Origin of the sequence: Burkholderia sp. JPY481 (genome assembly GCF_038900515.1) — a bacterium.
Classification (GTDB): Bacteria; Pseudomonadota; Gammaproteobacteria; order Burkholderiales; family Burkholderiaceae; genus Paraburkholderia; species Paraburkholderia youngii.
In genome coordinates this window covers 1-26,673 of sequence record NZ_JAYMRT010000009.1, presented here as the reverse complement: position 1 = coordinate 26,673, position 26,673 = coordinate 1, and the positions used below count along the sequence as shown (strand labels likewise).

General features: G+C 65.8%; 28 protein-coding genes. 15 read left to right on the top strand and 13 right to left on the bottom strand.

The window, feature by feature from the left end:
• Positions 1 to 14 precede the first annotated feature (14 nt).
• From VSR82_RS21455 to flgL, 9 genes are all read left to right on the top strand, one after another.
• Positions 15 to 1,526: a flagellar hook protein FlgE gene (locus tag VSR82_RS21455; RefSeq protein WP_429461252.1), complete on the top strand. Its 1,512-nt coding sequence runs from the start codon at positions 15 to 17 to the stop codon at positions 1,524 to 1,526.
• A gap of 17 nt (positions 1,527 to 1,543) precedes the next feature.
• Entirely contained in the window at positions 1,544 to 2,302 is a 759-nt protein-coding gene (flgF, locus tag VSR82_RS21450) for a flagellar basal-body rod protein FlgF (RefSeq protein ID WP_368585673.1), read from the top strand.
• A 54-nt stretch (positions 2,303 to 2,356) separates the two neighbouring features.
• Positions 2,357 to 3,145: a flagellar basal-body rod protein FlgG gene (gene flgG, locus VSR82_RS21445; RefSeq protein ID WP_429461249.1), complete on the top strand. Its 789-nt coding sequence runs from the start codon at positions 2,357 to 2,359 to the stop codon at positions 3,143 to 3,145.
• Between the two features lie 29 nt (positions 3,146 to 3,174).
• Positions 3,175 to 3,873, top strand: coding sequence for a flagellar basal body L-ring protein FlgH (gene flgH / locus VSR82_RS21440; protein WP_498858044.1), 699 nt, complete (start codon positions 3,175 to 3,177; stop codon positions 3,871 to 3,873).
• A gap of 2 nt (positions 3,874 to 3,875) precedes the next feature.
• Positions 3,876 to 5,045, top strand: a complete 1,170-nt coding sequence (locus tag VSR82_RS21435; protein ID WP_429461245.1) for a flagellar basal body P-ring protein FlgI — start codon at positions 3,876 to 3,878, stop codon at positions 5,043 to 5,045.
• Between the two features lie 12 nt (positions 5,046 to 5,057).
• A complete protein-coding gene (gene flgJ, locus VSR82_RS21430; protein ID WP_429461243.1) occupies positions 5,058 to 6,086 on the top strand; it encodes a flagellar assembly peptidoglycan hydrolase FlgJ in 1,029 nt (342 codons plus the stop codon).
• A gap of 243 nt (positions 6,087 to 6,329) precedes the next feature.
• Entirely contained in the window at positions 6,330 to 7,097 is a 768-nt protein-coding gene (locus tag VSR82_RS21425; protein WP_498858087.1) for a flagellar brake protein, read from the top strand.
• Between the two features lie 228 nt (positions 7,098 to 7,325).
• Complete coding sequence (gene flgK / locus VSR82_RS21420; protein ID WP_429461239.1) at positions 7,326 to 9,320, top strand: flagellar hook-associated protein FlgK; 1,995 nt, start codon at positions 7,326 to 7,328, stop codon at positions 9,318 to 9,320.
• An 11-nt stretch (positions 9,321 to 9,331) separates the two neighbouring features.
• Positions 9,332 to 10,561: a flagellar hook-associated protein FlgL gene (flgL, locus tag VSR82_RS21415; protein WP_368585679.1), complete on the top strand. Its 1,230-nt coding sequence runs from the start codon at positions 9,332 to 9,334 to the stop codon at positions 10,559 to 10,561.
• 78 nt (positions 10,562 to 10,639) lie between these two features.
• Here flgL and fliR read toward each other — a convergent pair whose 3' ends face one another.
• Genes fliR through fliL form a run of 7 tightly spaced genes read right to left on the bottom strand, consistent with a single transcriptional unit; the run spans position 10,640 to position 15,092 of the window.
• On the bottom strand, positions 10,640 to 11,422 hold the full coding sequence (gene fliR / locus VSR82_RS21410; protein WP_410852513.1) for a flagellar biosynthetic protein FliR: 783 nt from the start codon (positions 11,420 to 11,422) through the stop codon (positions 10,640 to 10,642).
• A gap of 31 nt (positions 11,423 to 11,453) precedes the next feature.
• Positions 11,454 to 11,723 (bottom strand): flagellar biosynthesis protein FliQ, encoded by a 270-nt coding sequence (gene fliQ, locus VSR82_RS21405; protein ID WP_368585681.1) that lies wholly within the window; start codon positions 11,721 to 11,723, stop codon positions 11,454 to 11,456.
• 34 nt (positions 11,724 to 11,757) lie between these two features.
• The gene (gene fliP, locus VSR82_RS21400; protein WP_368585686.1) at positions 11,758 to 12,525 is read right to left on the bottom strand and encodes a flagellar type III secretion system pore protein FliP; all 768 of its coding nucleotides are present in this window, start codon (positions 12,523 to 12,525) and stop codon (positions 11,758 to 11,760) included.
• Positions 12,526 to 12,566: 41 nt separating this feature from the next.
• A complete protein-coding gene (fliO, locus tag VSR82_RS21395; protein ID WP_429461236.1) occupies positions 12,567 to 13,082 on the bottom strand; it encodes a flagellar biosynthetic protein FliO in 516 nt (171 codons plus the stop codon).
• Positions 13,079 to 13,543 carry a flagellar motor switch protein FliN gene (fliN, locus tag VSR82_RS21390; protein WP_368585683.1) on the bottom strand — a complete coding sequence of 155 codons (465 nt, stop codon included), beginning with the start codon at positions 13,541 to 13,543 and terminating at the stop codon, positions 13,079 to 13,081. Before fliN ends, fliO begins: the two co-directional genes overlap by 4 nt.
• The gene (gene fliM / locus VSR82_RS21385; RefSeq protein ID WP_013090865.1) at positions 13,536 to 14,534 is read right to left on the bottom strand and encodes a flagellar motor switch protein FliM; all 999 of its coding nucleotides are present in this window, start codon (positions 14,532 to 14,534) and stop codon (positions 13,536 to 13,538) included. The genes fliN and fliM overlap by 8 nt, the downstream gene beginning before the upstream one ends.
• 57 nt (positions 14,535 to 14,591) lie before the next feature.
• A complete protein-coding gene (gene fliL, locus VSR82_RS21380; protein ID WP_368585684.1) occupies positions 14,592 to 15,092 on the bottom strand; it encodes a flagellar basal body-associated protein FliL in 501 nt (166 codons plus the stop codon).
• 39 nt (positions 15,093 to 15,131) lie between these two features.
• Between fliL and VSR82_RS21375 the strand changes: the two genes are divergently transcribed.
• Positions 15,132 to 15,389, top strand: a complete 258-nt coding sequence (locus VSR82_RS21375; RefSeq protein WP_429461232.1) for a hypothetical protein — start codon at positions 15,132 to 15,134, stop codon at positions 15,387 to 15,389.
• A 458-nt stretch (positions 15,390 to 15,847) separates the two neighbouring features.
• Here the strand turns inward: VSR82_RS21375 and VSR82_RS21370 are convergent, their stop codons facing one another.
• From VSR82_RS21370 to fliF, 6 genes are all read right to left on the bottom strand, one after another.
• Positions 15,848 to 17,380: a flagellar hook-length control protein FliK gene (locus tag VSR82_RS21370; RefSeq protein WP_429461230.1), complete on the bottom strand. Its 1,533-nt coding sequence runs from the start codon at positions 17,378 to 17,380 to the stop codon at positions 15,848 to 15,850.
• Between the two features lie 61 nt (positions 17,381 to 17,441).
• The gene (fliJ, locus tag VSR82_RS21365; protein ID WP_013090850.1) at positions 17,442 to 17,891 is read right to left on the bottom strand and encodes a flagellar export protein FliJ; all 450 of its coding nucleotides are present in this window, start codon (positions 17,889 to 17,891) and stop codon (positions 17,442 to 17,444) included.
• A 17-nt stretch (positions 17,892 to 17,908) separates the two neighbouring features.
• Positions 17,909 to 19,534 carry a flagellar protein export ATPase FliI gene (gene fliI, locus VSR82_RS21360; RefSeq protein WP_429461228.1) on the bottom strand — a complete coding sequence of 542 codons (1,626 nt, stop codon included), beginning with the start codon at positions 19,532 to 19,534 and terminating at the stop codon, positions 17,909 to 17,911.
• Positions 19,528 to 20,211: a flagellar assembly protein FliH gene (gene fliH, locus VSR82_RS21355; RefSeq protein WP_429461226.1), complete on the bottom strand. Its 684-nt coding sequence runs from the start codon at positions 20,209 to 20,211 to the stop codon at positions 19,528 to 19,530. Before fliH ends, fliI begins: the two co-directional genes overlap by 7 nt.
• Positions 20,204 to 21,199, bottom strand: a complete 996-nt coding sequence (gene fliG / locus VSR82_RS21350; RefSeq protein WP_368587564.1) for a flagellar motor switch protein FliG — start codon at positions 21,197 to 21,199, stop codon at positions 20,204 to 20,206. Before fliG ends, fliH begins: the two co-directional genes overlap by 8 nt.
• Positions 21,189 to 22,985 carry a flagellar basal-body MS-ring/collar protein FliF gene (gene fliF, locus VSR82_RS21345; protein WP_429461224.1) on the bottom strand — a complete coding sequence of 599 codons (1,797 nt, stop codon included), beginning with the start codon at positions 22,983 to 22,985 and terminating at the stop codon, positions 21,189 to 21,191. The genes fliG and fliF overlap by 11 nt, the downstream gene beginning before the upstream one ends.
• Positions 22,986 to 23,222: 237 nt before the next feature.
• Here fliF and fliE point away from each other — a divergent pair, with 237 nt between their 5' ends.
• The 5 genes from fliE (at position 23,223) to VSR82_RS21320 (ending at position 26,490) form a co-directional block, all read left to right on the top strand.
• Positions 23,223 to 23,558: a flagellar hook-basal body complex protein FliE gene (fliE, locus tag VSR82_RS21340; RefSeq protein ID WP_368587566.1), complete on the top strand. Its 336-nt coding sequence runs from the start codon at positions 23,223 to 23,225 to the stop codon at positions 23,556 to 23,558.
• A gap of 272 nt (positions 23,559 to 23,830) precedes the next feature.
• A complete protein-coding gene (gene fliS, locus VSR82_RS21335; RefSeq protein ID WP_013090844.1) occupies positions 23,831 to 24,265 on the top strand; it encodes a flagellar export chaperone FliS in 435 nt (144 codons plus the stop codon).
• Positions 24,262 to 24,588 (top strand): flagellar protein FliT, encoded by a 327-nt coding sequence (locus VSR82_RS21330; RefSeq protein WP_368587567.1) that lies wholly within the window; start codon positions 24,262 to 24,264, stop codon positions 24,586 to 24,588. Before fliS ends, VSR82_RS21330 begins: the two co-directional genes overlap by 4 nt.
• A 106-nt stretch (positions 24,589 to 24,694) precedes the next feature.
• A complete protein-coding gene (gene fliK / locus VSR82_RS21325) occupies positions 24,695 to 26,122 on the top strand; it encodes a flagellar hook-length control protein FliK (protein ID WP_498858043.1) in 1,428 nt (475 codons plus the stop codon).
• Complete coding sequence (locus VSR82_RS21320; protein ID WP_368587569.1) at positions 26,122 to 26,490, top strand: EscU/YscU/HrcU family type III secretion system export apparatus switch protein; 369 nt, start codon at positions 26,122 to 26,124, stop codon at positions 26,488 to 26,490. The genes fliK and VSR82_RS21320 overlap by 1 nt, the downstream gene beginning before the upstream one ends.
• The last annotated feature ends 183 nt before the right edge of the window (positions 26,491 to 26,673 follow it).

The following is a 26,673-nucleotide window of genomic DNA, read 5'->3' as shown; positions in this document are numbered from 1 at the left end:
ATACGGAGTACGTCATGAGCTATCAAACAGGTTTGAGCGGTCTGTCGGCGTCGTCGAGCGATCTCGACGTGATCGGCAACAACATCGCCAACGCCAACACGGTCGGTTTCAAGAGCGGCACCGCGGAATTCGCCGACATGTACGCCAATTCGGTCGCGACCGCGACGAGCCAGCAGATCGGCATCGGTACGAAACTCTCCGAAGTGCAGCAGCAGTTCTCGCAAGGCACGATCACGACGACGAACCAGGCGCTGAACGTCGCGATCAACGGTAACGGCTTCTACCAGCTGTCGGACAACGGCACGCTGGTGTATTCGCGCAACGGCGTGTTCCAGCTCGACAAGAACGGCTACATCACGAACGCGCAGGGCTTGCAGCTGATGGGTTATGCGGCCAGTAGCTCGGGCATCATCAACACCGCGCAGACCGTGCCGCTGACCGTGCCGACCGCGAACATCGCGCCGCAGGCGACCACCTCGATCACCGCGGGCCTGAACCTGAACGCGCAGGGCGACATCATGCTCGGCGCGCCGATCGTGACGCCCGGCGCCGGGAACAGCGCAGGGCTGAGCACGACCGGCGCGACGATTACTAACGCGGCCGCGGGCAGCAACACGGACACGTACACGATTAACTTCACCGACCCGACCCACTATACGGTCACGGTCGGGGCCGGCACGCCCGGCGCCCCGCAGACCTTCACTGCGGGCACGGCGATCACGCTCGGCAACGGCGAGAGCATCACCTTCAGCGGTACGCCGACGGCGGGTGACAGCTATACGGTTGCGCCGAACCCAACCACGTTCAACCAGGCCAGCTCGACGACCTACAACTACTCGACGAGCACGACGGTCTACGATTCGCTGGGCGGCTCGCAGACCGTCAACATGTATTTCGCGAAGACGGGCTCGGGCACGTGGAACGTGTACGCGGGCCCGTCGAACGGCACCGCTTCGCTGATCGGCACCGCGAACTTCAATTCGTCGGGCACGCTGGTCAGCACGACCGACGCGACGACCGGCCTCGCGACCGCGACGCTCGGCGCGTTCACCATGTCGCTGCCGAACACCGACGGTTCGAGCACGCCGCAGAGCGTCACGCTGAACATGGCTGGCACCACGCAGTACGGCGGCAAGAACGGCGTGAACAGCCTGTCCACCAACGGCTACGCGGCGGGCCAGCTGACCAGCTTCACGGTCGGTGCCGACGGCACGCTGACCGGCAACTACTCGAACGGCCAGACCGCGGCGCTCGGCCAGATCGTGCTCGCGAACTTCGCGAACCAGAACGGTCTCGTCAACCTCGGCAACAACGAGTACGGCCAGACGTCGGCCTCCGGCGTCGCGCAGATCTCGACGCCGGGTTCGACCAATCACGGCGTGCTGCAAGGCGGCGCGGTCGAGAACTCGAACGTCGATCTGACGAGCGAGCTGGTCAACCTGATCACCGCGCAGCGCAACTATCAGGCGAACGCGCAGACGATCAAGACCCAGCAGGCCGTCGACCAGACCCTGATCAACCTGTAAGCCAACGGGACCTCTTCATGGATCGGCTGATCTACACCGCGATGTCGGGCAGCGCGCAAGCGCTCGAACAGCAGGCGATCGTCGCGAACAACCTCGCGAACGCGTCGACCACGGGCTTTCGCGCGCAGCTCGAAACCTACCGCGCCGTGCCGATGTCGTTCGGCGACGGCAGCACGATCAACGACAACACGACCCGCACCTTCGTGCTGTCGTCGACACCGGGCGCCGACTACACGCCGGGGCCGATCCAGCAGACCGGCAATCCGCTCGACGTCGCGATTCAGGGGGCCGGCTGGCTGTCGGTGCAGACCGCCGACGGCAACGAGGCCTACACGCGCGCGGGCAATCTGCACATCGACGAAAACGGCCAGCTCGTGAACGCGACCAATCAGGTCGTGCTCGGCAACGGCGGGCCGGTATCGGTGCCGCCGGGCGCGCAGATCACGATCGGCAAGGACGGCACGGTGACGGCATTGACGCCGGGCGATCCGCCCACCGCGGTCGTCACCATCGATCAGCTGAAGCTCGTCAATCCCGATCCGCAGTCGATCACGCGCGGCGATGACGGTCTGTTTCGCACCGCCGACGGCAACCCCGCCGACGCCGATCCGACCGTGACGCTCGCGCCGGCGTCGCTCGAAGGCAGCAACGTGAATCCGGTGAGCGCGATGGTCTCGATGATCACCAACGCGCGCCAGTTCCAGATGCAGACGCAGTTGCTGCAAAACGCCGACAAGAACGATCAGTCCGCCAACCAGATTCTCAGCTTCAGCTAACGGATTGCCACGGGGTGCCCTACGAGGCTCGCCCCGAGACCAGGAGAACCATAAGTGAACCGCTCACTCTATATCGCCGCCACCGGCATGAATGCGCAACAGGCGCAGATGGACGTGATCTCGAACAACCTCGCGAACGTCAGCACCAACGGCTTCAAGGGCTCGCGCGCGGTGTTCGAGGATCTGCTGTATCAGACCATCCGCCAGCCGGGTGCGAACTCGACGCAGCAAACCGAGCTGCCGTCCGGCATTCAGCTCGGCACCGGCGTGCAACAGGTCGCGACCGAGCGTCTGTACACGCAGGGCAACCTGCAGCAGACCGGCAACTCGAAGGACGTCGCGATCAACGGCGCGGGCTTCTTCCAGGTGCAGATGCCCGACGGCCAGACGGCCTACACGCGCGACGGCTCGTTCCAGACCAACGCGCAGGGTCAGCTCGTCACGGCGAGCGGCTACCAGGTGATTCCGGCGATCACGATTCCCGCCAACGCGACCTCGCTGACGATCGGCAGCGACGGCGCGGTGTCGATCACCGTGGCCGGATCGAGCAATACGCAGCAGCTCGGCACGATGCAGCTCGCGACCTTCATCAACCCGGCCGGCCTCGACTCGAAGGGCGAGAACCTGTTCGCGGAGACGGCGTCCTCGGGCGCGCCGAACGTGGCGCAACCGGGTCTGAACGGCGCGGGCACGCTCAACCAGGGTTACGTGGAAGCGTCGAACGTGAACGTCGTGCAGGAGCTGGTGAACATGATCCAGACGCAGCGCGCGTACGAAATCAACAGCAAGGCCGTGACGACCTCCGACCAGATGCTGCAGACCTTGAGCCAGATGCCGGTTTGAGGACTGGAAATTTAAGGCGGTAAACGATGATGTCGCATTCCACTCGCACTCCGGTTCATTCGCGCACGGCCGTCGCGCTCGTGCAGCTCACGCTGCTCGCCGCGCTCGGCGGCTGCGCGCTCGTGCCGAAGCAACCGATCATCCAGCAGCCGATGACCGCGCTGCCGCCGGTGCCGCCGCAGGCACAGGCGCCGGGCTCGATCTACAACCCGGGCTTCGCGGGCCGTCCGCTATTCGAAGATCAGCGGCCGCGCAACGTGGGCGACATCATCACGATCGTCATCGCCGAGAACATCAACGCAACGAAGAACTCGGGCGCGAATGCGAGTCGCAATGGCAGCACGAACTTGAGCGTGCCGACCGCGGGCTTTCTCAGCGGGCTGTTCGCCAAGACCAACCTGAGCGCAAGCGGCGCCAACGGTTTTGCCGGTACTGGCGGCGCGAACGCGTCGAACACGTTCAACGGCACGATCACCGTGACTGTGACCGGCGTGCAGGCCAACGGCAATCTGATCGTGAGCGGCGAGAAACAGATGATGATCAATCAGGGCAACGAGTTCGTGCGCTTTTCGGGTGTCGTCAACCCCAACACGATTTCGAGCCTGAATGCCGTGTACTCGACCCAGGTCGCCGACGCGAAGATCGAATACTCCGCGAAGGGCTACATCAACGAAGCGGAGACCATGGGCTGGCTGCAGCGGTTCTTCCTCAACGTGGCGCCGTGGTGATCATGGGTACTGTTTTCAACACGCTGTCGCGCGCGGGCCGCGCACTGATGTTCGTCGTGCTCGCCTGCGCGGCGCTGCCGGCCGCGACGCCCGCGCATGCCGAGCGCCTGAAGGACCTCGCGCAAATCCAGGGCGTGCGCGACAACCCGCTGATCGGCTACGGCCTCGTGGTCGGCCTCGACGGCACCGGCGACCAGACCACGCAGACGCCGTTCACGACGCAGACGCTCGCGAACATGCTCGCGAACCTCGGCATCTCGATCAACAACCAGGCGGCCGGCTCGAGCAACTCGCAGTCGTCGCTGTCGAACATCCAGTTGAAGAACGTCGCCGCCGTGATGGTGACCGCGGTGCTGCCGCCGTTCGCGCGGCCGGGCGAAGCGATCGACATCACCGTGTCGTCGCTCGGCAATGCGAAGAGCCTGCGCGGCGGCACGCTGCTGCTCACGCCCCTCAAGGGCGCCGACGGCCAGGTGTATGCGCTCGGCCAGGGCAACGTCGCCGTGGGCGGCGCGGGCGCGAGCGCGAACGGCAGCAAGGTGCAGGTCAACCAGTTGGCCGCGGGGCGCGTCACCGGCGGCGCGATCGTAGAGCGCGCGGTGCCGACCGCGGTGTCGCAGGCGGGCATGATGCAGCTCGACCTGAACGACATGGACTACGACACCACGCAGCGCGTGGTCGCGGCGATCGACAACGCGTTCGGCAGCGGCACCGCGACCGCGCTCGACGGCCGCACCATCCAGCTGCGCGCGCCGGCCGATCCGCAGCAGCAGGTGTCGTTCATGGCGCAATTGCAGAACCTCGAAGTGCGCCCCGGGCAGGCGGCCGCGAAGGTGATCCTGAACGCGCGCACCGGCTCGATCGTGATGAACCAGATGGTCACGCTGCAAAGCTGCGCGGTCGCGCACGGCAATCTGTCGGTCGTGATCAATACGCAGCCGGTGGTGAGCCAGCCGGGCGCGTTCTCGAACGGCCGCACGGTGGTCGCGCAGCAGTCGCAGATCCAGATGAAGCAGGACAACGGCTCGCTGAAACTCGTGAACGCCGGAGCGAACCTCGCCGAAGTGGTGAAGGCGCTCAACGCGCTCGGCGCGACGCCCGCGGATCTGATGTCGATCCTGCAAGCCATGAAAGCAGCCGGTGCCTTGCGCGCCGAGCTTGAAATCATCTAAGGAGCACACGAGATGAATTCCGATCCGACCAATGGCATCAACTCCGCCGGCGACCTGACCAGCCGGTTTGCGCTCGACGTCCAAGGCTTCGGCGCACTGAGCGCGCAGGCCAAGGCTTCGCCGCAAGCCGGCATGAAGATGGCCGCGCAGCAGTTCGACGCCGTGTTCACGCAGATGATGTTGAAGAGCATGCGCGATGCGACGCCGCAGGACAGCCCGTTCGATTCGCACGACACGGCGACCTTCACGTCGATGATGGACCAGCAGATGGCGCAACAGCTGTCCAAGCGAGGCATCGGCGTCGCCGACGCGATGCTCAAGCAGTTGATGCGCAACCAGGGCATGCAGGTGGGTGGCGCGAACGGCGCGGGCGCGGCGGGTGGTCTCGCCGGCATGGCCAACGCGCTCGGCGGCGGCGTCGGCGGCGTCGGCGGCGTCGGCGGCGGCGGCGACGAAGGCCAGAGCGCCGCGCTCAACGCGCTCGCGCGCGCGTACGGCAACGCCCAAGCCAACGGCCAGCTCGCGCTGGGCCGCGGCTACTCGGCCAATAGCGCGCTGACGCCGCCGACGCGCGGCGACGGCAGCTCGCCGAAGGTCGATGCGTTCGTCGACAAGCTCGCCGCGCCGGCGCAGGCCGCGAGCGCGGCGACCGGCATTCCGGCGCGCTTCATCATCGGTCAGGCCGCGCTCGAATCGGGCTGGGGCAAGAGCGAGATCAAGAAGGCCGATGGCTCGACCAGCCACAACGTGTTCGGCATCAAGGCGGGCAACGACTGGACCGGCAAGACCGTGTCGACGGCCACGACCGAATACGTGAACGGCAAGCCGCATCGCACGGTCGAGAAATTCCGCGCGTACGACTCGTACGAGGAAGCGATGACCGATTACGCGCGCCTGTTGAAGAACAATCCGCGTTACGCACAGGTGCTCAATTCGTCGCGCGACGTGAACGGTTTCGCGAACGGCATGCAGCGCGCCGGTTATGCGACCGACCCGCATTACGCGAAAAAGCTGCTGTCAATCATGCAGAAAATGGGCTGATTGAACGCCGGAAATGGGGCGGATACGCTTTTAACGTTTGCGCGAACTTTTCCGGCGAATATTTAAATTGAGCCCCTAAATTTTGGCTCCATGCTGCCGCTAACGAGTTAGACCCGATACCGGAACAGCGCTGCAAGGTCCGGTCGAACGCGTGTGCTGCGGCTTTGCATGAAGACCCTCAGAGTCGATGGCTAGGCCCTGGCACGTGCCCGCAAGAACATGCTTACCGGCAAGCCCATGGATATGAACCAGTCGAACGGCCTGATTGACACGAACGGTCAGCCGCACGTCCCGCAAGACGAGAGCCCTTCCGATTTCGGCCGCCGCAATCCGCTGGAAATCGGCGTGCAGCTGCGCAATATCGTCAATCGCGGCGATTTCCTCACGGTCGAATATGCGGGCGGCCAGCTCGTCACGCGCCTGCTCGATGTCGACGTGCGCGAGCGCACCTTCACCTTCGATTGGGGCGCGCTCCCCGAGCAGAACAAGGGGCTGCTCAGCGCCCCGCGTTGCCAGTTCCACGCGTCGCCCGACGGCGTGCGCGTCGAGTTCGCGACGCCGACGCCGCGCGAGACGCGCTTCGAAGGAATGCCGGCGTTCGAGGCCGACTTCCCCGAGGTGCTGTTCTACGTGCAGCGCCGCGAATACTTCCGCGTCGCCGCGCCGATTCTCGACCCGTTCATGTGTACGGGCCGTCTGCCCGACGGCGACACGTTCCGCTTCGAGGTGCACGACCTGTCGCTCGGCGGCGTCGGCATGCGCACGGCCGACCTGCGCGTTGCCGAACTGCCGATGGGCGCCCGCCTGATGGACTGCGAGCTCACGCTGGGCGCGCTCGGCCGTCTGTCGCTCGATTTGCAGCTCGTGTCGCATCGCTCGCTCGCGATGCCGAACGGCACGCAGCGCTATCAGCTCGGCTTCCGTTTCCTGTCGCTGCCGGGCAGCGCGGAAAACACGCTGCAGCGGCTGATCACCCAGCTCGAAATGAAGCGCCGCTCGCTCGCGCGCTGAGCCGCGAGCCGAACGCGCGGCGGCCGTGCGCGAGACGCGCGGCACCGCGCGAACGTTTTTTGGCCGGCGAAGCAAACGTTGCACAAGCAGTGGACGCAATCGCGCGGCAACATCGCGGCGAGCGCAAACGAGGTGGAATGGCCCTCAATTTTTCGCACCACGGGCCGTTAAAGAGGATGTTCCACTAACACGGTGGCATGTCTGCGATGCCGCCCTTCAGGATGACGCATGTCCAGCAATCTGTTGAATATCGGCCTTAGCGGACTCAACGCGGCCCAATGGGGTTTGACGACGACTGGTGAGAACATCAGCAATGCGTCGACGCCCGGCTATACGATGGAAACTCCGGTGTATTCGGAGGTGGGCGGCAACTATACGGGCTCCGGCTACATGCCGATGGGCGTCTCCACCGACACCATAACGCGCGCGTATAGCCAGTACCTGACGACCGAGCTCAACAACGCGCAGTCGTGGAGCAGCTCGCTCAGCACGTACAACACGATGATCAGCCAGCTCAACAACCTCGTCGGCAGTCCGACTGGGGGGATCGCGAGCGCGATCAGCGGTTACTTCACGGGGCTGCAGAACGTCGCCAACGACGCGTCGAGCGTGGCGACGCGACAAACCGCGATCAGCGACGCACAGACGCTCGCGAACCAGATCAACGCGGCTGGCCAGCAATACGACCAGTTGCGCGCGAGCGTCAACACGCAGATGAGCGACGCGGTCACGAAGATCAACACCTTCACGGCGCAGATCGCGTCGCTGAATACGCAGATCACGCAGGCGAGCAGCCAGGGCCAACCGCCGAACCAGCTGCTCGACCAACGCGACCTGGCGGTGTCGAACCTATCGCAGCTGATCGGCGTGTCGGTCGTGCAGGACAACGGCAGCTATAGCCTGTTCATGTCGAACGGACAGCCGCTCGTGCTGGCCGGCAACAGCTTCAACCTCGGCACGGCGACTTCGTCGGCCGATCCGACCGAGCTGTCGGTCCAGTATCTCGGCCAGGTTGGCGCGAAGCCCACCCCGACTCCGCAGACGCTGTCCGACAGCAGCGTGTCCGGCGGCACGCTGGGCGGCCTGGTGCAATTCCGCTCGCAAACGCTCGATCCGGCCGAGGCGCAACTCGGTGCGATCGCGACCAGCTTCGCCGCGCAGGTCAATGCGCAGAACGAACTCGGCCTGACGCTGAACGGCACCGCGGGCGGCGCGCTGTTCACCGTCGGCTCGCCGACCGTGTACGCGAACTCGCAGAACAGCGGCACCGCGACGCTCGGCGTCTCGTTCGCCAACGCGAGCCAGCCGACCACGGGCGACTACACGCTGTCGTACAACGGCAGCGCCTACACGCTGACCGACAACCAGACGGGCAGCATCGTCGGTTCGGCGGCGGCCCTGACCAACCCGATCGGCGGCCTGCAGTTCTCGGTCGCGAGCGGCACGATGAACGCCGGCGACTCGTTCACTGTCGAGCCGACCCGCGGCGCGCTGAACGGCTTCGCGCTGACCACCACGGCGGGCTCGGCGATCGCGGCCGCGGCGCCGGTGCTCGCGTCGGCGTCGACGTCGAACACCGGCAGCGCGACGATTACGCAAGGTACGGTATCGGCCGGCTACAGCGCGCCGACCAGCGCGTCGAAGATCATCTACACCGCGGGCACCGGCCTCACCGGTTTCCCGATCGGCTCGGTGGTGACGGTCGCCGGCTCGCCGTCCACGTCGTACACGATCAACACGGCAGCGGACGCAGTGCCGTACTCGCCGAATTCGGGCGCGACGCTGACCATCACCAACCCGACCAACTCGACGAACGCGGGCGTGATGAACAACGTGACGGTCACGATCAGCGGCACGCCAGCCAACGGCGACTCGTTCACGATCGGACCGAACACCGGCGCGACCAACGACGGCCGCAACGCGCAACTCTTGTCGAACCTGACGAAGGCACAGGTGCTCGCGGGCGGCACCGCGACCCTGACGAGCGCGTACGCGAGCTACGTCAACAACATCGGCAACCAGGCCACGCAGATCCAGGCGATGGCGACGACGCAAACCTCGCTCGTCACGCAGATCACGTCGGCGCAGCAGTCGGTGTCGGGCGTCAATATCAATGAGGAAGCGGCTAACCTGCTTCAATACCAGCAGCTCTATCAGGCTAACAGCAAGGTCATCCAGACGGCGCAGACGCTGTTCCAGACTTTGCTTGGCATCTTTTCGTAAGGCGTTGAACCATGCGAATTTCTTCCCAGCAGTACTTCAGCATGAACGTCGCGAACATGAGCAATCAGCAGGCTCAGTTGTCGCAGATCTATCAGGAAATTTCGAGCGGCCAGAGCCTCACCACGCCCGCCGACAATCCGCTCGGCGCCGCGCAGGCCGTGCAGCTCAGCTCGACGGCGGCCGCGCTGTCGCAGTACACGACGAACCAGACCGCGGCGCTCACGTCGTTGCAGGCCGAGGACTCGACGCTGTCCACCGTCATCACGACGTTGCAAAGCGCGAACACGCTGGGCCTGCGCGCCGGCAACGGCGCTTTGAACGACGCCGACCGCACGGCGATCGCCGCGCAGCTGACCACGCTGCGCGACCAGCTCCTCACCTACGCGAATGCGACCGACGGCTCCGGAAATGCGCTGTTCGCCGGCTTCCAGAATTCGACCCAGGCCTTCACGACCGATGCGGCCGGCAACGTCACCTATACGGGCGACACCGGCTCGCGCACCGTGCAGGTCACCGATAGCAACGCGGTCGCGACCGGCGACAATGGGCTGGCGGTGTTCATGAGCGTCGGCGCGACCAACGCGCAGTCGATCGCCTCGGGCAATTCGGCCAATACGGGCAGCGGCGTGATCGGCGCGGTGTCGGTCAACGATCCGACCAACGCGGGGAATGCGGACGCCTACCAGATCCAGTTCAGCGGCAGCGGCAGCTCGCTCACGTACACGATCACCGACACGACCACCAACGCCCCGGTTGCTACGGCCCAGCCATACACGTCAGGCTCGGACATCACGATCGCCGGCCAAAAGGTCCAGATCACAGGCACACCGGCCGCCAACGACACATTCACCGTGCAGCCGGCCAACCAGGCGGGCACCAACGTATTCGCGAACCTGAACGCGATGATCACCGCGCTCCAGCAGCCGGTGAACGGCAACCCCGCGGCCGCGGCGACGCTGCAGAACGCGTTGAACACGGGCCTGTCGCAGCTCGGCAACACGCTGGACAACATCACCGCGGTGCAGGCATCGGTGGGCGGCCGCGAGCAGGAAGTCAAGGCGCTGCAAACGGTCACGCAGACCAACTCGCTGCAAACGCAAAGCAATCTCGCGGACCTGACGCAGACCGACATGGTCTCGACGATCAGCAAGTACACGATGCAGCAGGCGGCCTTGCAGGCTTCGCAGCAAGCGTTCGTGCAAATCCAGAACATGTCGCTGTTCCAGTACATCAACAACTGATGCCGCTTCGGCGGCGCAATAAAAAAAACCGGCGCGATGAACTCGAGCCGGTTTTTTTTATGTCCGGGATTTTCCGGGTTATTTCAGCGCCGCCGCGACCCGTCCCATCTCATCGATGCCGCTATCGAACAGCCGCACGAAGAACGGGATCATGTTCGGCAGCATCAGTTGCACGAGCAGCAGACCGACCAGCATCGTCAGCGAAAAGCCGATCTGGAAAACGCCGATCTGCGGCGCCGCGCGATTGAGAATGCCGAGCGCCAGGTTGGCGATCAGCAGCGCGACGACGACCGGCAACGACAGCAGCAGCCCCGCCGAAAAGATCGAGCTGCCCCAGTTCGCCAGCGTCTGCCAGCCGTGCGGCGCGAGCAGGTTGGCCGACACCGGCACCGACTGGAACGTCGTGACGAGCGCGGCGATCATCTGCAGATGACCATCGACGGCGAGAAACGCCAGCGTCGCGATCGTCGTCATATAGCGCGAGATCACGACGCCCGAGCCGGTCGCCTGCTGGTCGAAGAAGGTCGCGAAGCCGAGACCCATGCCGAGGCCGATGAAGTAGCCGGTTGCGTCGATCGCCTGGAACACGATCTGCATCGTCACGCCGAGCGCGACGCCGATCAGGAACTGGTTGGCGAGAATCCACACGCCGTCCGCCGAAAACACGGTGACCTGCGGCAGCGCGCCGATCGTCGGCGCGACGATGATCGTCGTGAACGCGGCGAGGCCGATTTTCACGCGCGAGGGCAGCGACGTATTTCCGAACACCGGCGCGGTCGCGATCAGCGCGGCGATGCGCGCGAACGGCCACAGGAACGCGGTCAGCCAGACGTTCAGTTGCGCGTAGGTGACCGTGAACATGGAGCGGGGAGGGCGGACGTGCGAGCGGCGCTCAGTTGACGAGCGTCGGAATGCTGGTGAGCGTGTGGCGCAGATAGTCGAGCATCGTGGTCAGCATCCACGGACCGACGATCACCAGCGTGGCCGCGATCGCGAGCAGCTTCGGGATGAACGACAGCGTGCTCTCGTTGATCTGCGTGGCCGCCTGAAACAGGCTCACGACCAGACCGACGACGAGCGCGACGAGCAGCAGCGGGGCGGCCATCATGAGGCCGATGTACATGGCGTGGTGGGCCAGCGTCATGACTGCTTCGGGTGTCATCGTGGGTACCTCAAGAACGAGGAGTCGAAAATAATCAGACGAAGCTCTGCGCGAGCGAGCCGAGCAGCAACTGCCAGCCATCGACGAGCACGAACAGCATCAGCTTGAACGGCAGCGAGATCGTCGCCGGCGACACCATCATCATACCCATCGACATCAGCACGCTCGCGACCACCATGTCGATGATCAGGAACGGAATGAAAATCGTGAAGCCGATCGTGAAGCCGGTTTTCAACTCGCTCGTCACGAACGACGGCACCAGCAGCGACAGCGGCACGTCTTCGGGCCCCTGCATCGGCGCCGCGTGCGAGATGCGCGCGAACAGAGCGAGGTCGCTTTCGCGGGTCTGACGCAGCATGAAGGTCTTGAACGGCGCGACGCCGCGCGAGACCGCCTGGTCCATCGGCAGCGTGCCTTCCGAAAACGGCTTGTAGCCTTCGTTATAGGCCTTATCGAGCACCGGCGACATCACGAAAAACGTCAGAAACAGCGCAAGACCGACGAGCACCTGGTTCGGCGGAGTCGTGGTCGTGCCGAGCGCCTGGCGCAGCAGCGACAACACGATCACGATGCGCGTGAAGCTCGTCATCATCAGCACCATCGCGGGCAGGAACGACAGCATCGTGAGCAGCAGCATCGTCTGCACGCTCAGCGAGTAGGTCGTGCCGCCGTTCGGGCCGGGGCTCGTCGTGAAGGCCGGCAGGCCGGCGGTTTGCGCGAACGACAGCGTCGGCAGCGCGACCAGCAGTGCCGGCAGCGCGAGTCGAAGCGCTGCGGGGAGCGCGCGCGCCGCACCGCGCATTAGCGTGAAGAAACAACCTGACTGCCTGAAACTGACCTGCATTACCGATCCCCGCCGCGGTGCGCGTTGAAACGTTTGCCCACTTCGCCCTTCAGGGCGTCGCGAAAGCGTTGACCAAAGGTGCCGGAAAGCGGCGCGGCCGAAGGGACAACCGTATCGGCTGCGACGGAACCCGCCGGCATCGTATGCAGCAGCCGCACGTTGCCGGGCGCGGCGCCGAGCACGAGCCACGTATCGCCGATCTCAACGACCGCGACGCGCTCCTTGCCGCCGAGCGAAGCGCCGCCGACCGTCTTCACGAGGCCGCCGCGCTGGCCCGGTTGCAGGCCGAAGCGTCGCGCGAGCCATGCGCAGCCGAACACGAGGCCGATCACGACCGCGAGCCCGACGAAGGTTTGCAGCACCGCGCCGACGCCGAGCGCCGGCACCGCGCTACCCGCGCCGACACCCGAGGCGATCTTCGCGGCGTTGTTGACCGCGTTCATGTCGGCGGCGTGCGCGACGCTGGACGCGATGAGCGCCGCGAGCAACACGCCGCGACCTGCCAAACGTTTCATCGATTGAGTTTCCGGATGCGTTCGGACGGCGTGATGATGTCGGTCAGCCGGATACCGAACTTGTCGTTGACGACCACCACTTCGCCCTGCGCGATCAGACAGCCGTTGACGAGCACGTCCATCGGCTCGCCCGCCATGCCGTCGAGCTCGACGACCGAGCCCTGTGCGAGCTGCAGCAGATTGCGGATCGCGATCTTGGTGCGGCCGAGCTCGACCGTCATCTGGACGGGGATGTCCAGGATCATGTCGATATCGTTGTGCGTCGTGGTCGGTTCGACCTTCGACAGCGGCTGGAACACACCGGCCGCGGCCGGGTTGACCTCGGCGTTGCCGTTCTGCTCGGCGAGCGCGCTGGCCCAGTCGTCCATCGCCGCGTCGTCTTCCGCGGCGGACAGCGCGCCGGCGGCGAGTTGCTCGGCGGCCTCGAGATCGCTCTCGGGCTTTGCGTTCAGGTCACTCATATCCACCTTCCTTCATCGTGTCGGCTGCGCTGATCATCTTCTGGACCCGCAACGCGTACTGACCATTGAAAATTCCGTAGCCGCATTCCATCACCGGCACGCCGTCGACTTTCGCAGTGATGTGCTCGGGGATGTTGATCGGCAGAACATCGCCTTTGCGCATGTTCAGGATCTGTTCGAACGTGACCGGCACCTGCGCGAGGTCGGCGGTCAGCTGCACTTCGGCAGCCTGCACCTGCTGCGACAGCACGCGCACCCAGCGGCGGTCGACGTCCATCGCTTCGCCCTGGATCGGCGAGGACAGCACGTCGCGGATCGGCTCGATCATCGAGTAGGGCATGCAGATGTGCAGCGTGCCGCCCGTCGAGCCGAACTCGATCGAGAACTGCGTGACGATGACGATTTCGTTCGGCGTCGCGACGTTGGCGAACTGCGTGTGCATTTCCGAGCGCACGTATTCGAACTGCAGCGGGCGCACGCTCTTCCATGACGCGGTGTAGTGCTCGAACGTCAGATTGAGCAGCTTCGTGATGATGCGCTGCTCGGTCTGCGTGAAATCGCGTCCTTCGACGCGCGTATGAAAACGCCCGTCGCCGCCGAACAGGTTATCGACCACGAAGAACACGAGGTTCGGATCGAACACGAACAGCGACGTGCCGCGCAGCGGCTTCACGTGGACCAGGTTCAGGTTGGTCGGGATCGGCAGATTGCGCGTGAATTCGCTGTACTTCTGCACCTTCACCGGGCCGACGGAGATTTCCGCCGAGCGCCGCATGAAGTTGAAAATGCCGACGCGCAACAGGCGCGCGAAGCGGTCGTTGATGATTTCGAGGCCCGGCATCCGGCCACGGACGATGCGTTCCTGCGTCGCGATGTTGTACGGGCGTACGCCCGTGCGATCGTTTTGCTCGGATTCCGTGTCGGATTCGCCGGTGACGCCCTTCAGAAGGGCATCGACCTCCTCCTGGGACATGAACTCTTCGTGGCTCATTGCTTTTCCTCGTGCGTCCCGTGGCGATTGATGATGGCAGCGCTGGACAAGGTCACGTCACTGCACGACGAACTCGGTGAACAGCACGTCCTGCACGCGGATCGGTGCGGCGCCCCGCTCGGTCGGCTCGGTGATCAGCGTCTTTAGCTCTTCGGCGAGCGCGCGCTTGCCTTCGAGCGGCGCGAGTTCTTCGGGGTGCTTGTTCGACAGCGCGAGCAGGATGCGGCTGCGCACTTCCGGCATGTGATCGGTGAGCGCCTGCTGGGTGCCGGCGTCGCCGAGCTTCAGCGTGAGGCCGATGCGCAGGAAGTGTTGCTGGCCGTCGTCCGATTGCAGGTTGACGGTCATCGATTCGAGCGGGAAGAACAGCGGCGCGGCGGACAGCGCCGGCGCGGCTTCGGCCGAAACGGCGACGGGTGCGCGCTTCGACATGAAGAACCACATGCCGGCACCGGCAGCGCCCGCTGCGATCAGCGCAATGAGGACGATCAGGATGATGCGCTTCATGGGGCCCGGCGAGGCGGGCGCGGCTTGTTGCGGGGCGGTCGTGGTTGCCATTTGGTTTGCCAGCCTGGTGCTGGCGTAGTAAGGGTTAGGGTGATTGTTGTTGATTTGCCTGCGGCGCTATGGGTCGAAAAGAAGGGCTATTTCTGGCTATTTCTGGCTGTTTCTAGTTTTTGGTTGTTTTTCTTGGCTTTGTTCTTTGTTTTGTTGGCCTTTCCTTGCTTTGTTATCGGTCTATTAGCGTTGCCCCTGTGCGGGGCGGCACCTACTTTCTTTGCTGCTGCAAAGAAAGTAGGCAAAGAAGACAGCTTTAAACCGCTAGCTCTTAAGCGGGTCCCTCGGTGTGCGTGAGGTAGTGGTGCATCTGGAATCCGTGCTCTCGCACATTCCGCGCTAGTGACAAGGCAGTCATTCTTCCGGCGGCGTCATGCGCGCCGAAGCCCCGCTCCAAAATCACCGGTTGTTTCAGCGCATCGCCGAGGCGCAGCCAACGGCCCCGCTGCGCGGGCCAAACCATTGGTTTCCCAGGCAGACTCGTCCGCGACGCACGTAGTGCGGAGTGGGAAGGATGATGCTTTGTCACGAACGGGGAATGTGCGGGGGCACGGATTCCAGATGCACCACTACCCCTGCCAAGCCAGGGGACCCGCTTATGAGCTTGCGGTTTGAGCTGTCTTCTTTGCCTACTTTCTTTGCAGCAGCAAAGAAAGTAGGTGCCGCCCCGCACAGGGGCAACGCCAATAGACCGATAACAAAGCAAGGAAAGGCCAAGAAAGCCAGAACAACGAAAAAGAAGCGCCCGCCTCGCTCTAGGCAAACGTATCGACTAATCCAACCTGCTGCCGCACGGCAACATTAGCGATGGCATCGCTGGAGTCCCCCGAGCCGTCCCCTGCAAGGGAGCCACCACTACCACCACCGCCTCCCTTCCCATTCCCCCCACCCGCGCCAGCGCTCTGCTGCTGCTGTTGCCCGCTCTGCCGGGCAAACCCATCACTCACACTGGCACTGCCAAGCCCAATCCCATTGGACTCCATCGCCTCGCGAAGCTTCGGCAACGCCGCCTCCACTGCCTCCCGCACCGACTGGTGTTCCGACACGAACAGCGCATGCGCATGGTTATCCGCCACCTGCAACACGACCTGCAACGGCCCCAGATCCTTCGGATTGAGCGTCAGCTCAGCACTCTGCGAATGCGCATTCGACAAGAACACCACCTTCTGGCTCAGCGCTTCTTCCCACGCGCTCGTGCCGACCTGCGGTGTCAACGCGTTCGCGGCTGCGGCAGCACTCGCGTTGCCGGTGGTCTGCACCGCCGCCGTCGTGCTGGCGGCGTTCGCTGCCGCTTGCGCCGCGGCCAGCGCGGTGTTCGCCGCCTCGGACGCGCTGCGCGCCGAGGCAACGTTGTCCGCCTGACCGTTCGTCGCGGCCGCGGCACTCATTGCGTCGGCGGCCGACTTCGCTGTCGACGGATCGGCCAGCGCGGTCGCGGCGGCCGTTGCGGTCGCCGGCGTCGTATGGGTGGTCGAGGCGCCCTTGCCGGTGCTGGGCGTCTTGTCGTCCGCGGTGCCGTTCAGGTCGTTTTTCGGGTTGCTAAGGCCGCGTACCGCGCTCGATACGCTCGCGGCCTTCGCAGCCGCGCCGCTTGCGAGCGCCGCCCCAGGCACCGCGCCCTGGCCGCTCGATAGCGCGGACAGCGCACTTTGCAACGCATCCTGCAGCGACTTCGGATCGACCGCGCCTTTCCCGCTCGCCGTGGCGGCCGTGAGCGCGCTCGTGGCCGTGCCGGCCAGCGCGCTCACCGCGTCAGCCGCGGAGCTTGCGGCATCGGTCGCGGTGGTCGCGTTCGCATCGGCGTTGTTGACGGGGGCCTGTGCCTGCGCTTGCGCTTGCGCCTGGGCCTGGGCGGCAGCCGCCGCGGCGGCGAGCGCGCCGGCGTCGGTCTGCGCCTTGGTGTCTTGCTGCTTCGTCTGCGTCGTGGTCGACTGGCTGTTCGATGCCTGCTGCGTGGGCGTGGTCGACGTAGTGGACGACGATGACGCGCTGCTGCTCGACGCGTTGCTCGTCGTGCCGCTGGCGTTCTGGCTGCTGCTCGCGCTCTGCCGCGAAGGAGCGGGCGCGGCTGCGCTGGGTCCGCTGGGCGCGCGCGGTGCCGAGGCTTGCGATGCCGTCGCTGAACTGGTTTGCTGTTGATTCGCGCTGTTCTGCTGGTCGATGCTTTGCTGCAAGGTCTGCGCGAACGGGGTCGAGCTGGCGGCGTTCGAGGCTGCGTTGCTCGACCCATTGCTGCTCGCGTCGAGCAGCGTGCTCAGTTGCGAACCGATCTGTGAAAGAAGCGACATAAAGAATCCTGTGAATCGGTCAAACGGGTGTGCCGTCAGGCATTAACCGTGAGGCGAGGCCTCACGCGCCGTCGGCTCGCATGCGCAGACTTCGCGCCGCGAATTCGTCGGCGTCGCGCTGTTCGCGCCGCGCCGCAACCTTCGCCTCGGCCGCCTCGCCGCGTGCCTGCAGCACTTCGTACGAGCCGAGCTTCTGCTTCTGGCGCTGCCAGTCGGGCTTCGCCATCTCGACGCGCGCGCTCGCCGCCGCGAGCAGGTTGCGCTGCTGCTCGATCGCTCCGTCGAGCGTGTCGAGGAACGCCTGGAAGTTGCGCATGTTGCCGGCGGGCATGCCCGACTGCGCGCTCTCGGTGAAGCGTGCGTAGTATTCGTTGCGGTACTGCACGAGTGCATCGAGTTGCGCCTGTACGTCGTTGCGCTCGCGCTGCGCGCGGCCGAGCCGCTGCGCGGCGGCGTCCACGTCGTCCTGCGCGAGACCGATCAGCGTCTTGATCGGGAAGTGTTTCGACATCGTCAGCCTCCTCGGCCCTAAGCAAACAGCGCGTTCAGCATGTCGATGCTCGGCTGGAAGTTCGCGCACTCGCGAAAGCCTTGCTGCAGGAACGCTTCCATCCGCGGATACAGCGCGATCGCGCGATCGAGCAGCGCGTCGCGCCCGGCCGAATAGGCGCCGACGTTGATCAGATCGCGGTTGCGCTGATAGCGCGACAGCATCTGCTTGAACATACGCGTTTTATTCAGATGGTTATCGTCGATCAACGCGGTCATTGCCCGGCTAATCGACGCTTCAATATCGATCGCGGGGTAGTGGCCGGCTTCGGCGAGCGAGCGCGACAGCACGATGTGGCCGTCGAGAATCGCGCGCGCCGAGTCGGCGATCGGGTCCTGCTGGTCGTCGCCTTCGGTGAGCACCGTGTAGAACGCGGTGATCGAGCCGCCGCCCGCCGGTCCGTTGCCGGTGCGCTCGACCAGCGCCGGCAGCTTCGCGAACACCGACGGCGGATAGCCCTTGGTGGCGGGCGGCTCGCCGATTGCCAGCGCGATCTCGCGCTGCGCCATCGCGTAACGGGTCAGCGAATCCATCAGCAGCAGCACGTGCTTGCCCTGATCGCGGAAGTATTCGGCGAGCGAGGTCGAGTACGCGGCGGCCTGCATCCGCAGCAGCGGCGACACGTCGGCCGGCGCGGCGATCACGACCGAGCGCGCCAGACCTTCCTCGCCGAGAATCTGTTCGATGAACTCCTTCACTTCGCGGCCGCGTTCGCCGATCAGGCCGATCACGATCACCTCGGCGCTGGTGTAGCGCGCCATCGTGCCGAGCAGCACCGATTTACCGACGCCCGAACCCGCGAACAGCCCCATGCGCTGACCACGGCCGACGGTCAAGAGCGAGTTGATCGCGCGCACGCCGACGTCGAGCACCTTGTGAATCGGCTCGCGATTGAGCGGATTGATGACCGGCGCGGAAAGCGGCGCATCGGTTTGCGTGCCGAGCGGGCCGAGCCCGTCGAGCGGACGGCCCGATGCGTCGAGCACGCGGCCGAGCAATTCCCAGCCGACCGGCAGACGCTTCGCGCCGGCGAGCGGGTCGGCGATCGGCGCGCTTTCGAGCGGAAACACGCGCGCGCCGGGCAACAGGCCGATCACCTCGGTGGTCGGCATCAGGAACAGCTTGTCGCCGGAGAAGCCGACCACTTCGGCTTCGGCCATCGGCAGCGAACTGCCGGGCGGCAGCTCGATCATCACTTCGGCGCCGACCGACAGACGCAGCCCGACCGCTTCGAGCACCAGACCGGCCGCGCGCGTCAGACGTCCGCACGCGCGCAGCGGCTTGGCGATCGCGTTGCGCGCGCGCAGCGCGTCGAGCTGGCCGCGCCATGCCTGCACGTGCGGATTGCTGTCGAGCGCGGGATCGTAGGACGGTGCGTGCGGGGCGTGAGCGGCGTGGTCCGTCGCGGCGGACGGGCGGCTCACCGCCGCGCCTGTTGCGAGATGCGCACTCGCGGGAGCGTGCAATGCCGCATCCGGTGGCTCCGGAAACCCGGACGAATCGACATCGGCCAGCGCCTCGGCGCCGAACGACGCCAACGCGAGCTCGCGTTCGAGCGGCGTCAGGTCGCTCGCGCGGATCTCGTCGAGTGTCGGCTTCACCACGTGCTCACCTTGCCGAGCGCGGCGGCGACGCGCTGCCAGCGCGTGTCGATGCCCGCGTCGACCTCACCGGTGCCGGCCTGCGCGCGGCAACCGCCACGCTCCACCGCTGCATCGGTGCGCACGGTCCAGCCGCGCGTTTGCAATTCTTCAAGCAGATATGCCTCGACCACCGGCAGATCGGCGGGACTCACGATCAGCGCCGGCGCGCCGGAGAGCGCGGGCTCGGCCGCGAGCACCTCGCGCGCGGCCGCGATCAACGCGGTTGGGTCGTGCTGCACGTGCTGGCGCACGACCTGCTGCGCGATGTCGAGCGCGAGTGCGATCAGCGTTTCGGAGATCGCGTGCTGCGCGCCATCGAGCGCGGTCTTGAAAGTTTCGGCGAGCGCGGCGAGCCGCATCGCTTCTTCGCGCGCCTCGGTCTGGCCCTGCGCGAAACCCTGCGCGTGCCCCTGGTCATACCCCGCCTGATAGCCGAGCGCCTGGCCGGCAACGTGACCGGACGCGACGCCCTGCGCATGCGCGGCTTCGCGGCGGCGCTCCAGTTCGGCTTCGAACGCGCGCTCGTCGAACTCGGGTTCGGCCGGCGGGGGCGGCGGCGGGGCCGGGTCGAACGACGCCATCTCCCAGCGCTGGTAAGCCGAGAGGCTGTCCTTTGCCGGGGCGTTCGAATCAGACATATGCGTCTTCCGCCTTGCCGCCGATCACGATCTGCCCGCTCTCGGCCAGGTTGCGCACGATCTGCAGGATGCGGCGCTGCTGCGTTTCGACTTCGGACACGCGCACCGGGCCGCGTGCGTCGAGGTCTTCGGCGAGCAGCTCGGCCGCGCGCTGCGACATGTTCGACAGGAACTTCTGACGCAGCGCGGGCGCCGCGCCCTTCAGCGAAATGATCAGCGCCTCGGATTCGACTTCCTTCAGCAGCAGCTGGATCGCGCGGTCTTCGAGTTCGAGCAGGTTCTCGAACACGAACATCTGATCGATGATCTTCTGCGCGAGCTCCGCGTCGTACTGGCGCACGTTCTCGATCACGCCTTCCTCGTGGTTGCTCGACATGAAGTTCAGAATCTCGGCCGCCGTGCGGATGCCGCCCATCGGGCTGCGCTTCAGGTTGTCGCTGCCCGACAGCAGGCCGGTCAGCACGTCGTCGAGCTCGCGCAGCGCGGCCGGCTGGATGCCGTCGAGCGTCGCGATCCGCAGCAGCACGTCGTTGCGCAGGCGCTCCGGGAAGCACGACACAATCTCCGAGGCCTGATCGCGGTCCAGATGCACGAGGATCGTCGCGATGATCTGCGGATGCTCGTTCTTGATCAGTTCCGCGACCGCCGACGAGTCCATCCACTTCAGGCCTTCGATGCCGCTCGTGTCGCTGCCCTGCAGGATCCGGTCGATGATCGCGCCGGCCTTGTCGTCGCCGAGCGCCTTGGTCAGCACCGAGCGGATGTAATCGCTCGAATCGAGCGACATGCCGGTGTGCTGCTCGGCCTCGCGCACGAACTCCTGCAGCACCTCGTCGATCTGCTCGCGGGTGACGTTTTTCAGCGCGGCCATCGCGACGCCGATTTTCTGGACCTCACGCGGGCCCAGAAACTTGAACACCTGCGCCGCCTCTTCCTCGCCGATCGACATCAGCAGCAGCGCGCTCTTCACTACGCCTTCAGCGCTCATCGGACACCCAGTTCTTGACGACGGTTGCTACGATCTTCGGATCCTGACGCGCGATGTTGCGCGCGAACTCCAGGTTCCGCTCGTACTTGTGCTTCGCGTTTTCGAGCGCGAGCTTCTCGCTATCCGCTTCGATTTCGACCACCGCGCCGTCGCGCTGCTCGGCCGGGATGCCGTCGAGCAGCACCGGCTCGTCGGGCGACATCAGCGCGGGCACCGGCTCGGGGGGCGGCGGGAAGGCGCGGCGCAGCGCCGGCTTCACCATCACGAAGTAGAGGAACAGGGCCACCGCGCCGATGCCGAGGTACGTCGCGATCTGCTTGTAGAGCGCGAGCATGTCCGGGGTGCGCCACCACGGCAGGTCGGCGTTCGGATCGAGGTCGGTGGTGAACGCGCTGTTGACCACGTTGACCGAGTCGCCGCGCGACGCGTCGTAGCCCATCGCGTCCTTCACGAGCTGCGTGATCTGCGCGAGCTTGTCGGCGCTGACCGGCTGCATCGTCACGTGCCCCTTCGGATCGACGACCCGCAGATAGTTGACGACCACCGCGACCGTCAGCCTGCGGATGCCGCCCATCGGCTGGTCGATGTGACGCACGGTCTTGTCGAGCTCGTAGTTGGTGGTCGAATCCTTGTGATCGCTGATCGGCGTCGTGCTCACCGAGCTCGCGCCGTTGCCGGCCACGATCGGCGCGGAGGCCGGCTGCGGCGGCTGGTTCGACAGCGCGCCCGGCACGCCCGAGGCGCCGCCCTGCGACATTTCGGTGGCGCTGCTCGTCTGCTGGCTGCGGATCGCAGCGTCCTGCGGATTGGCGTTCGGGCCGTACTTCTCCGAAGTCTGCTCGCTGTGCGAGAAGTCGATGTCGGCGCTGACCTGCGAGCGCGCGTTGCCGGCGCCGAACAGCGGCGCGAGGATCGTGTCGATGCGCTGCTGCGTGTTGCGTTCGATCTGCTGGCGGAACTTCAGCTGGGTCGCATCGAGGCCGCTGCCGTTGGTTGGCTGCGTGAGCAGGTTGCCGTCCTGGTCGAGGATCGTCACGCCGCGCACCGGCATTTGCGGCACCGCCGACGCCACCATGTGCGTAATCGCGACCACTTGCCCTTCGTCGAGCACGCGGCCCGGGTACAGGTTCACGAGCACCGACGCCGACGGCGGTTCCTTGTCGCGCACGAATACGCTCGGCTTCGGAATCGCGAGGTGCACACGCGCCGATTTGACGCTCGAGATCGATCCGATCGTGCGTTCGAGTTCGCCTTCGAGCGCGCGCTGATAGTTGATCTGTTCGTCGAACTGGCTGATGCCGAACTTCTGGTTGTCCATCAGCTCGAAGCCGACCGAGCCGCTCTTCGGCAGTCCCTGCGAGGCGAGGCGCAGGCGGGTCTCGTGGACCTGCTCGGCCGGCACGAGGACCGCGGTGCCGCTTTCGGACAGCTTGTATGGGATATTGGCCTGCTGCAGCGCGGCGATGATCGAGCCGCCGTCGCGGTCGGACAGATTGCTGTAGAGCACCTTGTAGCTAGGCGCGCGCGACCACAGGAACAGACCGGCGACGACCGCCACCAGCAGCGCGACCGCGAACACGAGCGGGGCGCGCGGGTTGCCGCGCATCTGCGCGAGTCCGGACAGACGCTGGCCGAAATTGCCGCCGAGACCTCCGAGGCCGCCGAGGCCACCGAGGTCGGCCGTGCCGCCGGCCGGGCCGCTCGCGGTCTGAGCGGCTGCGGGCTGCGCGCCGGCGAGCCCCATGCGGGCGTCGGGGTTGATCAACGAGTTGGCTGACGAATCCATGCGTCGGGTTTCTCCGGGGGATGCCTTGGCGTTCTGCCGTGATGCCGCGCCGGGGCTCGGCGGACGGACAGAGACTTTCACCTTTGAAATTATCCGCAGCGCCGCTCAACCCGATTGCTTGAATAGAGCCGGGTTTCCCCCCTAGTTTCGGGACTTTCCGCGAGGGGCCGCTGCTATGCTTTCGTCCAGATCGATACACCTTCCGGTGCTCCGATCGCCTATCCAACGGAGAAAAAGATGACCATGCCCGTGAACGCGCTATCGTCGGCGCTGCAACAGATGCAGGCGATGGCGGCGCAGGCGGCCGGCGGCGCGAGCCCCGTGGCGGAGCAATCCGGCGCGGCGACGCCGACCAACTTCGCGGCGGCGCTGAAGGCCTCGCTCGACAAGATCAGCAGCGACCAGCAGAAGGCGATCGGTGAGTCGCAGGCGTTCGAACTCGGCGCGTCCAATGTGTCGCTGAACGACGTGATGGTCGATATGCAGAAGGCGAACGTCGGCTTCCAGTTCGGACTGCAGGTGCGCAACAAGCTGGTCGCCGCGTACAACGACATCGCGCAGATGTCGATCTGAGCGGGATCGCCTGGGACTGCATGAAGGATTGCCCGAAGGTCCGCATGAGTCCCGTCCGACGATCCGGCAAGCCGCTGCCGGCGCTTGCGCCGACGGCTTCGCGCCGCGTCTTCCGTGCCCGCCCAGCGGCGCTTTCGATCCTCCTTGCACCGGACTAAAGCTTTGTCGTCGCGCATCCGATAACCAAATTACATGTCAGCGATTGGCGCGGCGACGCGCCAGCGCGGCCACGCCACGACTTAACCGCAGCCAGTATCAGAGGAGGAGCGCCGATGTTTTCCCAAGGACACGCTGGAGCCAACGCGTACGCGCGTGTCGGTATCGAGACATCCGTGATGGGCGCAAGTCCGCATCGTCTGATCGTGTTGCTGTACCAGGGTGCACGCCAGGCGATCGCGCAAAGCCGCCTGCATTTGCAGCAGGGCAACGTGGCAGAGCGTGGCATGGCGATCAGCAAGGCGATCCGGATCATCGAAAGCGGGCTGCAGGCGTCGCTCAACCTCGAGGTAGGCGGCGAAATCGCCGAACGGCTCAATGCGTTGTACGACTATATGGCGCGTCGGCTGTTGCAAGCCAATATCAATCAGAGCGAGGCGATGCTCGTGGAAGTGGACCGACTGCTCGCGACGCTCGAAGAGGCATGGATCGGGATTGCCCCGGAGATCGCGCGGATGGCGGCACAGCCAGCCGCGGAAAGCCTGAGATGACATCGAACGCAGAATATTTTGCCCGCTATGAAGCGGTCGCCGCGCTGTCCTGCCGCATGCTGATCGCGGCCCGCCGTGCACTGTGGGACGACCTGGTGCACTTGCAGGAAGAGTATCGGCATCTGGTCGAAGCGCTGCGCGAAGCCGACGTGGGCGTCAAGCTCGACGAGGCCGAGCGCCTGCGCAAGTACGCGCTGATCCGCCAGATCCTCGCCGACGACGCCGCGATCCGCGACCTCGCGAATCCGACCATGGCGCATCTGTCGGCGCTGTTCGCCGGCCGGCCGACGCGTGTGCTCAAGGAGCTGTACGGGGCGCGCTGAGTGCGCGCGGGCACGCGGGTGAGCAGGCGCCACACCGTGCGCATCTGAAGGATCGCAGCAATCAGAGCATCGCGCGCGTTGCCGCCGATGCGACCAAGGAACCGGTATGAACGGAATCGATTCGGCCCTCGCTTCGGTGCTGTCGAGCCGGATCGACAGCCTGCTCAACATCGCGCCGGGAACCGCGACCACCTCGCAGACCGGCGCAGCCGGCGTCGATACCAAGGTTCCCGCGGCGCCAGCGAACGCGACGCCCGCGCCGCAGTCGTCCGCGCAAACCGCGCTGTCGGCTGTCGCGCTGACGCTGAATGCGATCGCGCACTCGGGCGGCGAGGCGACACCGGCGGTGCTCGGCCGCGAGCCGATCTGGGCGGCCGCGCCGGCGCTCGACGTCGCCATCGAGAGCTTGCCGCTGACCAATGCGGGCGCCGCTACTGGCGATTCCGCCGCTTCCGCGAATATCAATACCAACCCCAACGCTGCTGCCAACGCAACCGCGGCTACCACCGCGAGCGTGGCGGCCACCGAAGTGCCGGTCGCGGCGCTCGCGGCCGCGCTGCAAAAGACAGTGGCTGACAGCGGCCTGTTCTACGAGGCGCATCTCGCGGCGTGGCTGGTCGGCCAGCGTTCGCCGGCTCAACTGGCGAACGAGGCACAGAATCAGCTCGTCGCAGATTCTCAATTGCCCCCCGGCTGGAGCGCCGACGCTGGCGATGCGAGCACGCGGTCCGCTTCGGCGAACGGAGCCTCCGAGGCGACGCCACGCGGCGCGCCGACCGGCACACCGAACGGCACACCGGCTGGCACGCCGAACGCTGCCGACAACAACCCTGCCTCGCACGCGATGCCGTCGATCCTGACCGCGCAGGCCGCGCGCCTCGTCGCGGGCGAGCTGCTGGCCAGTTCGGTGTCCGATCTGAACGGCCAGTCCACGCATACGGCGCCGCACGGCGCGGCGTCGCAGGCGGCCGATGCCGGTCCATCGCAGAGCGCGCAGGCGATGGCGGCGGCGGTGCATCCGGCGACGGCGTCGCTCGTGCGCCAGCAGCTCGATCTGCTTGCGACCGGACAGTTTCGCTGGACCGGCGAGGCGTGGCCCGGCGCGCGTCTGGACTGGACCATCGAGCAGGATGGCGACGAATGGGACCGCAGCGGCGGCGGCCTCGCGAGCGAGGACGATCAGCCGTGGCGCACGCGCCTGACGCTGTCGCTGCCGTCGCTCGGCACCGTCGATGCCGAGCTGACGCTGGTCGGCACGCGGCTGAGCGCGCGCGTGCAGGCGAGCCCGCGGGGCGCCGCGCGGCTCGCGACGCAGGGGGACGGTTTTCGTCAGCGGCTCGCGGCGGCCGGGATCGAGTTGCAGGGATTGACGATTCGGGAGATTGGCGGCGGTGCGCCAGGTGCTGCTGCGGCTGGCGCCTCGGCGGCTGGGGCGCAGGCGGCGGGCGCGTATGCACGGTCGGCGTCGGCGGCTGTAACCGAGTCGGCGGCGGCGAGCACCGCTCCGCGCGACGACTTCGATTGGGATATCTGATGAGCCGCACCCATCGTCGCAGCGCGGCTGCGCTCGTTTATGACGCTCATGGCGGGGAGCCCGCGCCGCGTGTGGTCGCGAAGGGGTATGGGCTGCTTGCCGACATGATCGTGCAGCGCGCGAAGGAAGCAGGGCTGTATGTGCACGAAGCGCCCGAGATGGTGTCGCTGTTGATGCAAGTCGATCTGGATGCGCGGATTCCTCCGGAGCTTTATCAGGCTGTTGCCGAGTTGCTGGCCTGGTTGCATCGGCTCGAGAGTGGGGCCGATGTTGAGACGGCTCATGAGGGGGGGAGCGCTGGCCCGCAGGATGTGGTGGATGTCGTTGCTACTGATGTGCCTGGCGGCACGGGCGCTGTGGATCATTGACGGTGCGGGATTGTCCTTTTTGCAGGGCGGGGCGCTTTTTTGTTTTTGTTCTTGTGTGAGCCTGTCAGAAATTTTGTGTTCAAGGCATAACATGTACCCAAAGGAGCATGTATGCCAAGCAAACCAAAAGCAGGGTCTGCGCCCCCGCCTGAGCTGCCCGCGATTCCAGAGGAGCTCATCGAT

What these genes read in the sequence shown, in the direction of transcription:
- VSR82_RS21455 (WP_429461252.1), top strand. Translation starts at nt 15, where the DNA reads ATGAGCTATCAAACAGGTTTGAGCGGTCTGTCGGCGTCGTCGAGCGAT.
- flgF (WP_368585673.1), top strand. Translation starts at nt 1,544, where the DNA reads ATGGATCGGCTGATCTACACCGCGATGTCGGGCAGCGCGCAAGCGCTC.
- flgH (WP_498858044.1), top strand. Translation starts at nt 3,175, where the DNA reads ATGTCGCATTCCACTCGCACTCCGGTTCATTCGCGCACGGCCGTCGCG.
- VSR82_RS21435 (WP_429461245.1), top strand. Translation starts at nt 3,876, where the DNA reads ATGGGTACTGTTTTCAACACGCTGTCGCGCGCGGGCCGCGCACTGATG.
- flgJ (WP_429461243.1), top strand. Translation starts at nt 5,058, where the DNA reads ATGAATTCCGATCCGACCAATGGCATCAACTCCGCCGGCGACCTGACC.
- VSR82_RS21425 (WP_498858087.1), top strand. Translation starts at nt 6,330, where the DNA reads ATGAACCAGTCGAACGGCCTGATTGACACGAACGGTCAGCCGCACGTC.
- flgK (WP_429461239.1), top strand. Translation starts at nt 7,326, where the DNA reads ATGTCCAGCAATCTGTTGAATATCGGCCTTAGCGGACTCAACGCGGCC.
- flgL (WP_368585679.1), top strand. Translation starts at nt 9,332, where the DNA reads ATGCGAATTTCTTCCCAGCAGTACTTCAGCATGAACGTCGCGAACATG.
- fliR (WP_410852513.1), bottom strand. Translation starts at nt 11,422, where the DNA reads ATGTTCACGGTCACCTACGCGCAACTGAACGTCTGGCTGACCGCGTTC.
- fliQ (WP_368585681.1), bottom strand. Translation starts at nt 11,723, where the DNA reads ATGACACCCGAAGCAGTCATGACGCTGGCCCACCACGCCATGTACATC.
- fliP (WP_368585686.1), bottom strand. Translation starts at nt 12,525, where the DNA reads ATGCGCGGTGCGGCGCGCGCGCTCCCCGCAGCGCTTCGACTCGCGCTG.
- fliO (WP_429461236.1), bottom strand. Translation starts at nt 13,082, where the DNA reads ATGAAACGTTTGGCAGGTCGCGGCGTGTTGCTCGCGGCGCTCATCGCG.
- fliN (WP_368585683.1), bottom strand. Translation starts at nt 13,543, where the DNA reads ATGAGTGACCTGAACGCAAAGCCCGAGAGCGATCTCGAGGCCGCCGAG.
- fliM (WP_013090865.1), bottom strand. Translation starts at nt 14,534, where the DNA reads ATGAGCCACGAAGAGTTCATGTCCCAGGAGGAGGTCGATGCCCTTCTG.
- fliL (WP_368585684.1), bottom strand. Translation starts at nt 15,092, where the DNA reads ATGGCAACCACGACCGCCCCGCAACAAGCCGCGCCCGCCTCGCCGGGC.
- VSR82_RS21370 (WP_429461230.1), bottom strand. Translation starts at nt 17,380, where the DNA reads ATGTCGCTTCTTTCACAGATCGGTTCGCAACTGAGCACGCTGCTCGAC.
- fliJ (WP_013090850.1), bottom strand. Translation starts at nt 17,891, where the DNA reads ATGTCGAAACACTTCCCGATCAAGACGCTGATCGGTCTCGCGCAGGAC.
- fliH (WP_429461226.1), bottom strand. Translation starts at nt 20,211, where the DNA reads ATGTCTGATTCGAACGCCCCGGCAAAGGACAGCCTCTCGGCTTACCAG.
- fliG (WP_368587564.1), bottom strand. Translation starts at nt 21,199, where the DNA reads ATGAGCGCTGAAGGCGTAGTGAAGAGCGCGCTGCTGCTGATGTCGATC.
- fliF (WP_429461224.1), bottom strand. Translation starts at nt 22,985, where the DNA reads ATGGATTCGTCAGCCAACTCGTTGATCAACCCCGACGCCCGCATGGGG.
- fliE (WP_368587566.1), top strand. Translation starts at nt 23,223, where the DNA reads ATGACCATGCCCGTGAACGCGCTATCGTCGGCGCTGCAACAGATGCAG.
- fliS (WP_013090844.1), top strand. Translation starts at nt 23,831, where the DNA reads ATGTTTTCCCAAGGACACGCTGGAGCCAACGCGTACGCGCGTGTCGGT.
- VSR82_RS21330 (WP_368587567.1), top strand. Translation starts at nt 24,262, where the DNA reads ATGACATCGAACGCAGAATATTTTGCCCGCTATGAAGCGGTCGCCGCG.
- fliK (WP_498858043.1), top strand. Translation starts at nt 24,695, where the DNA reads ATGAACGGAATCGATTCGGCCCTCGCTTCGGTGCTGTCGAGCCGGATC.
- VSR82_RS21320 (WP_368587569.1), top strand. Translation starts at nt 26,122, where the DNA reads ATGAGCCGCACCCATCGTCGCAGCGCGGCTGCGCTCGTTTATGACGCT.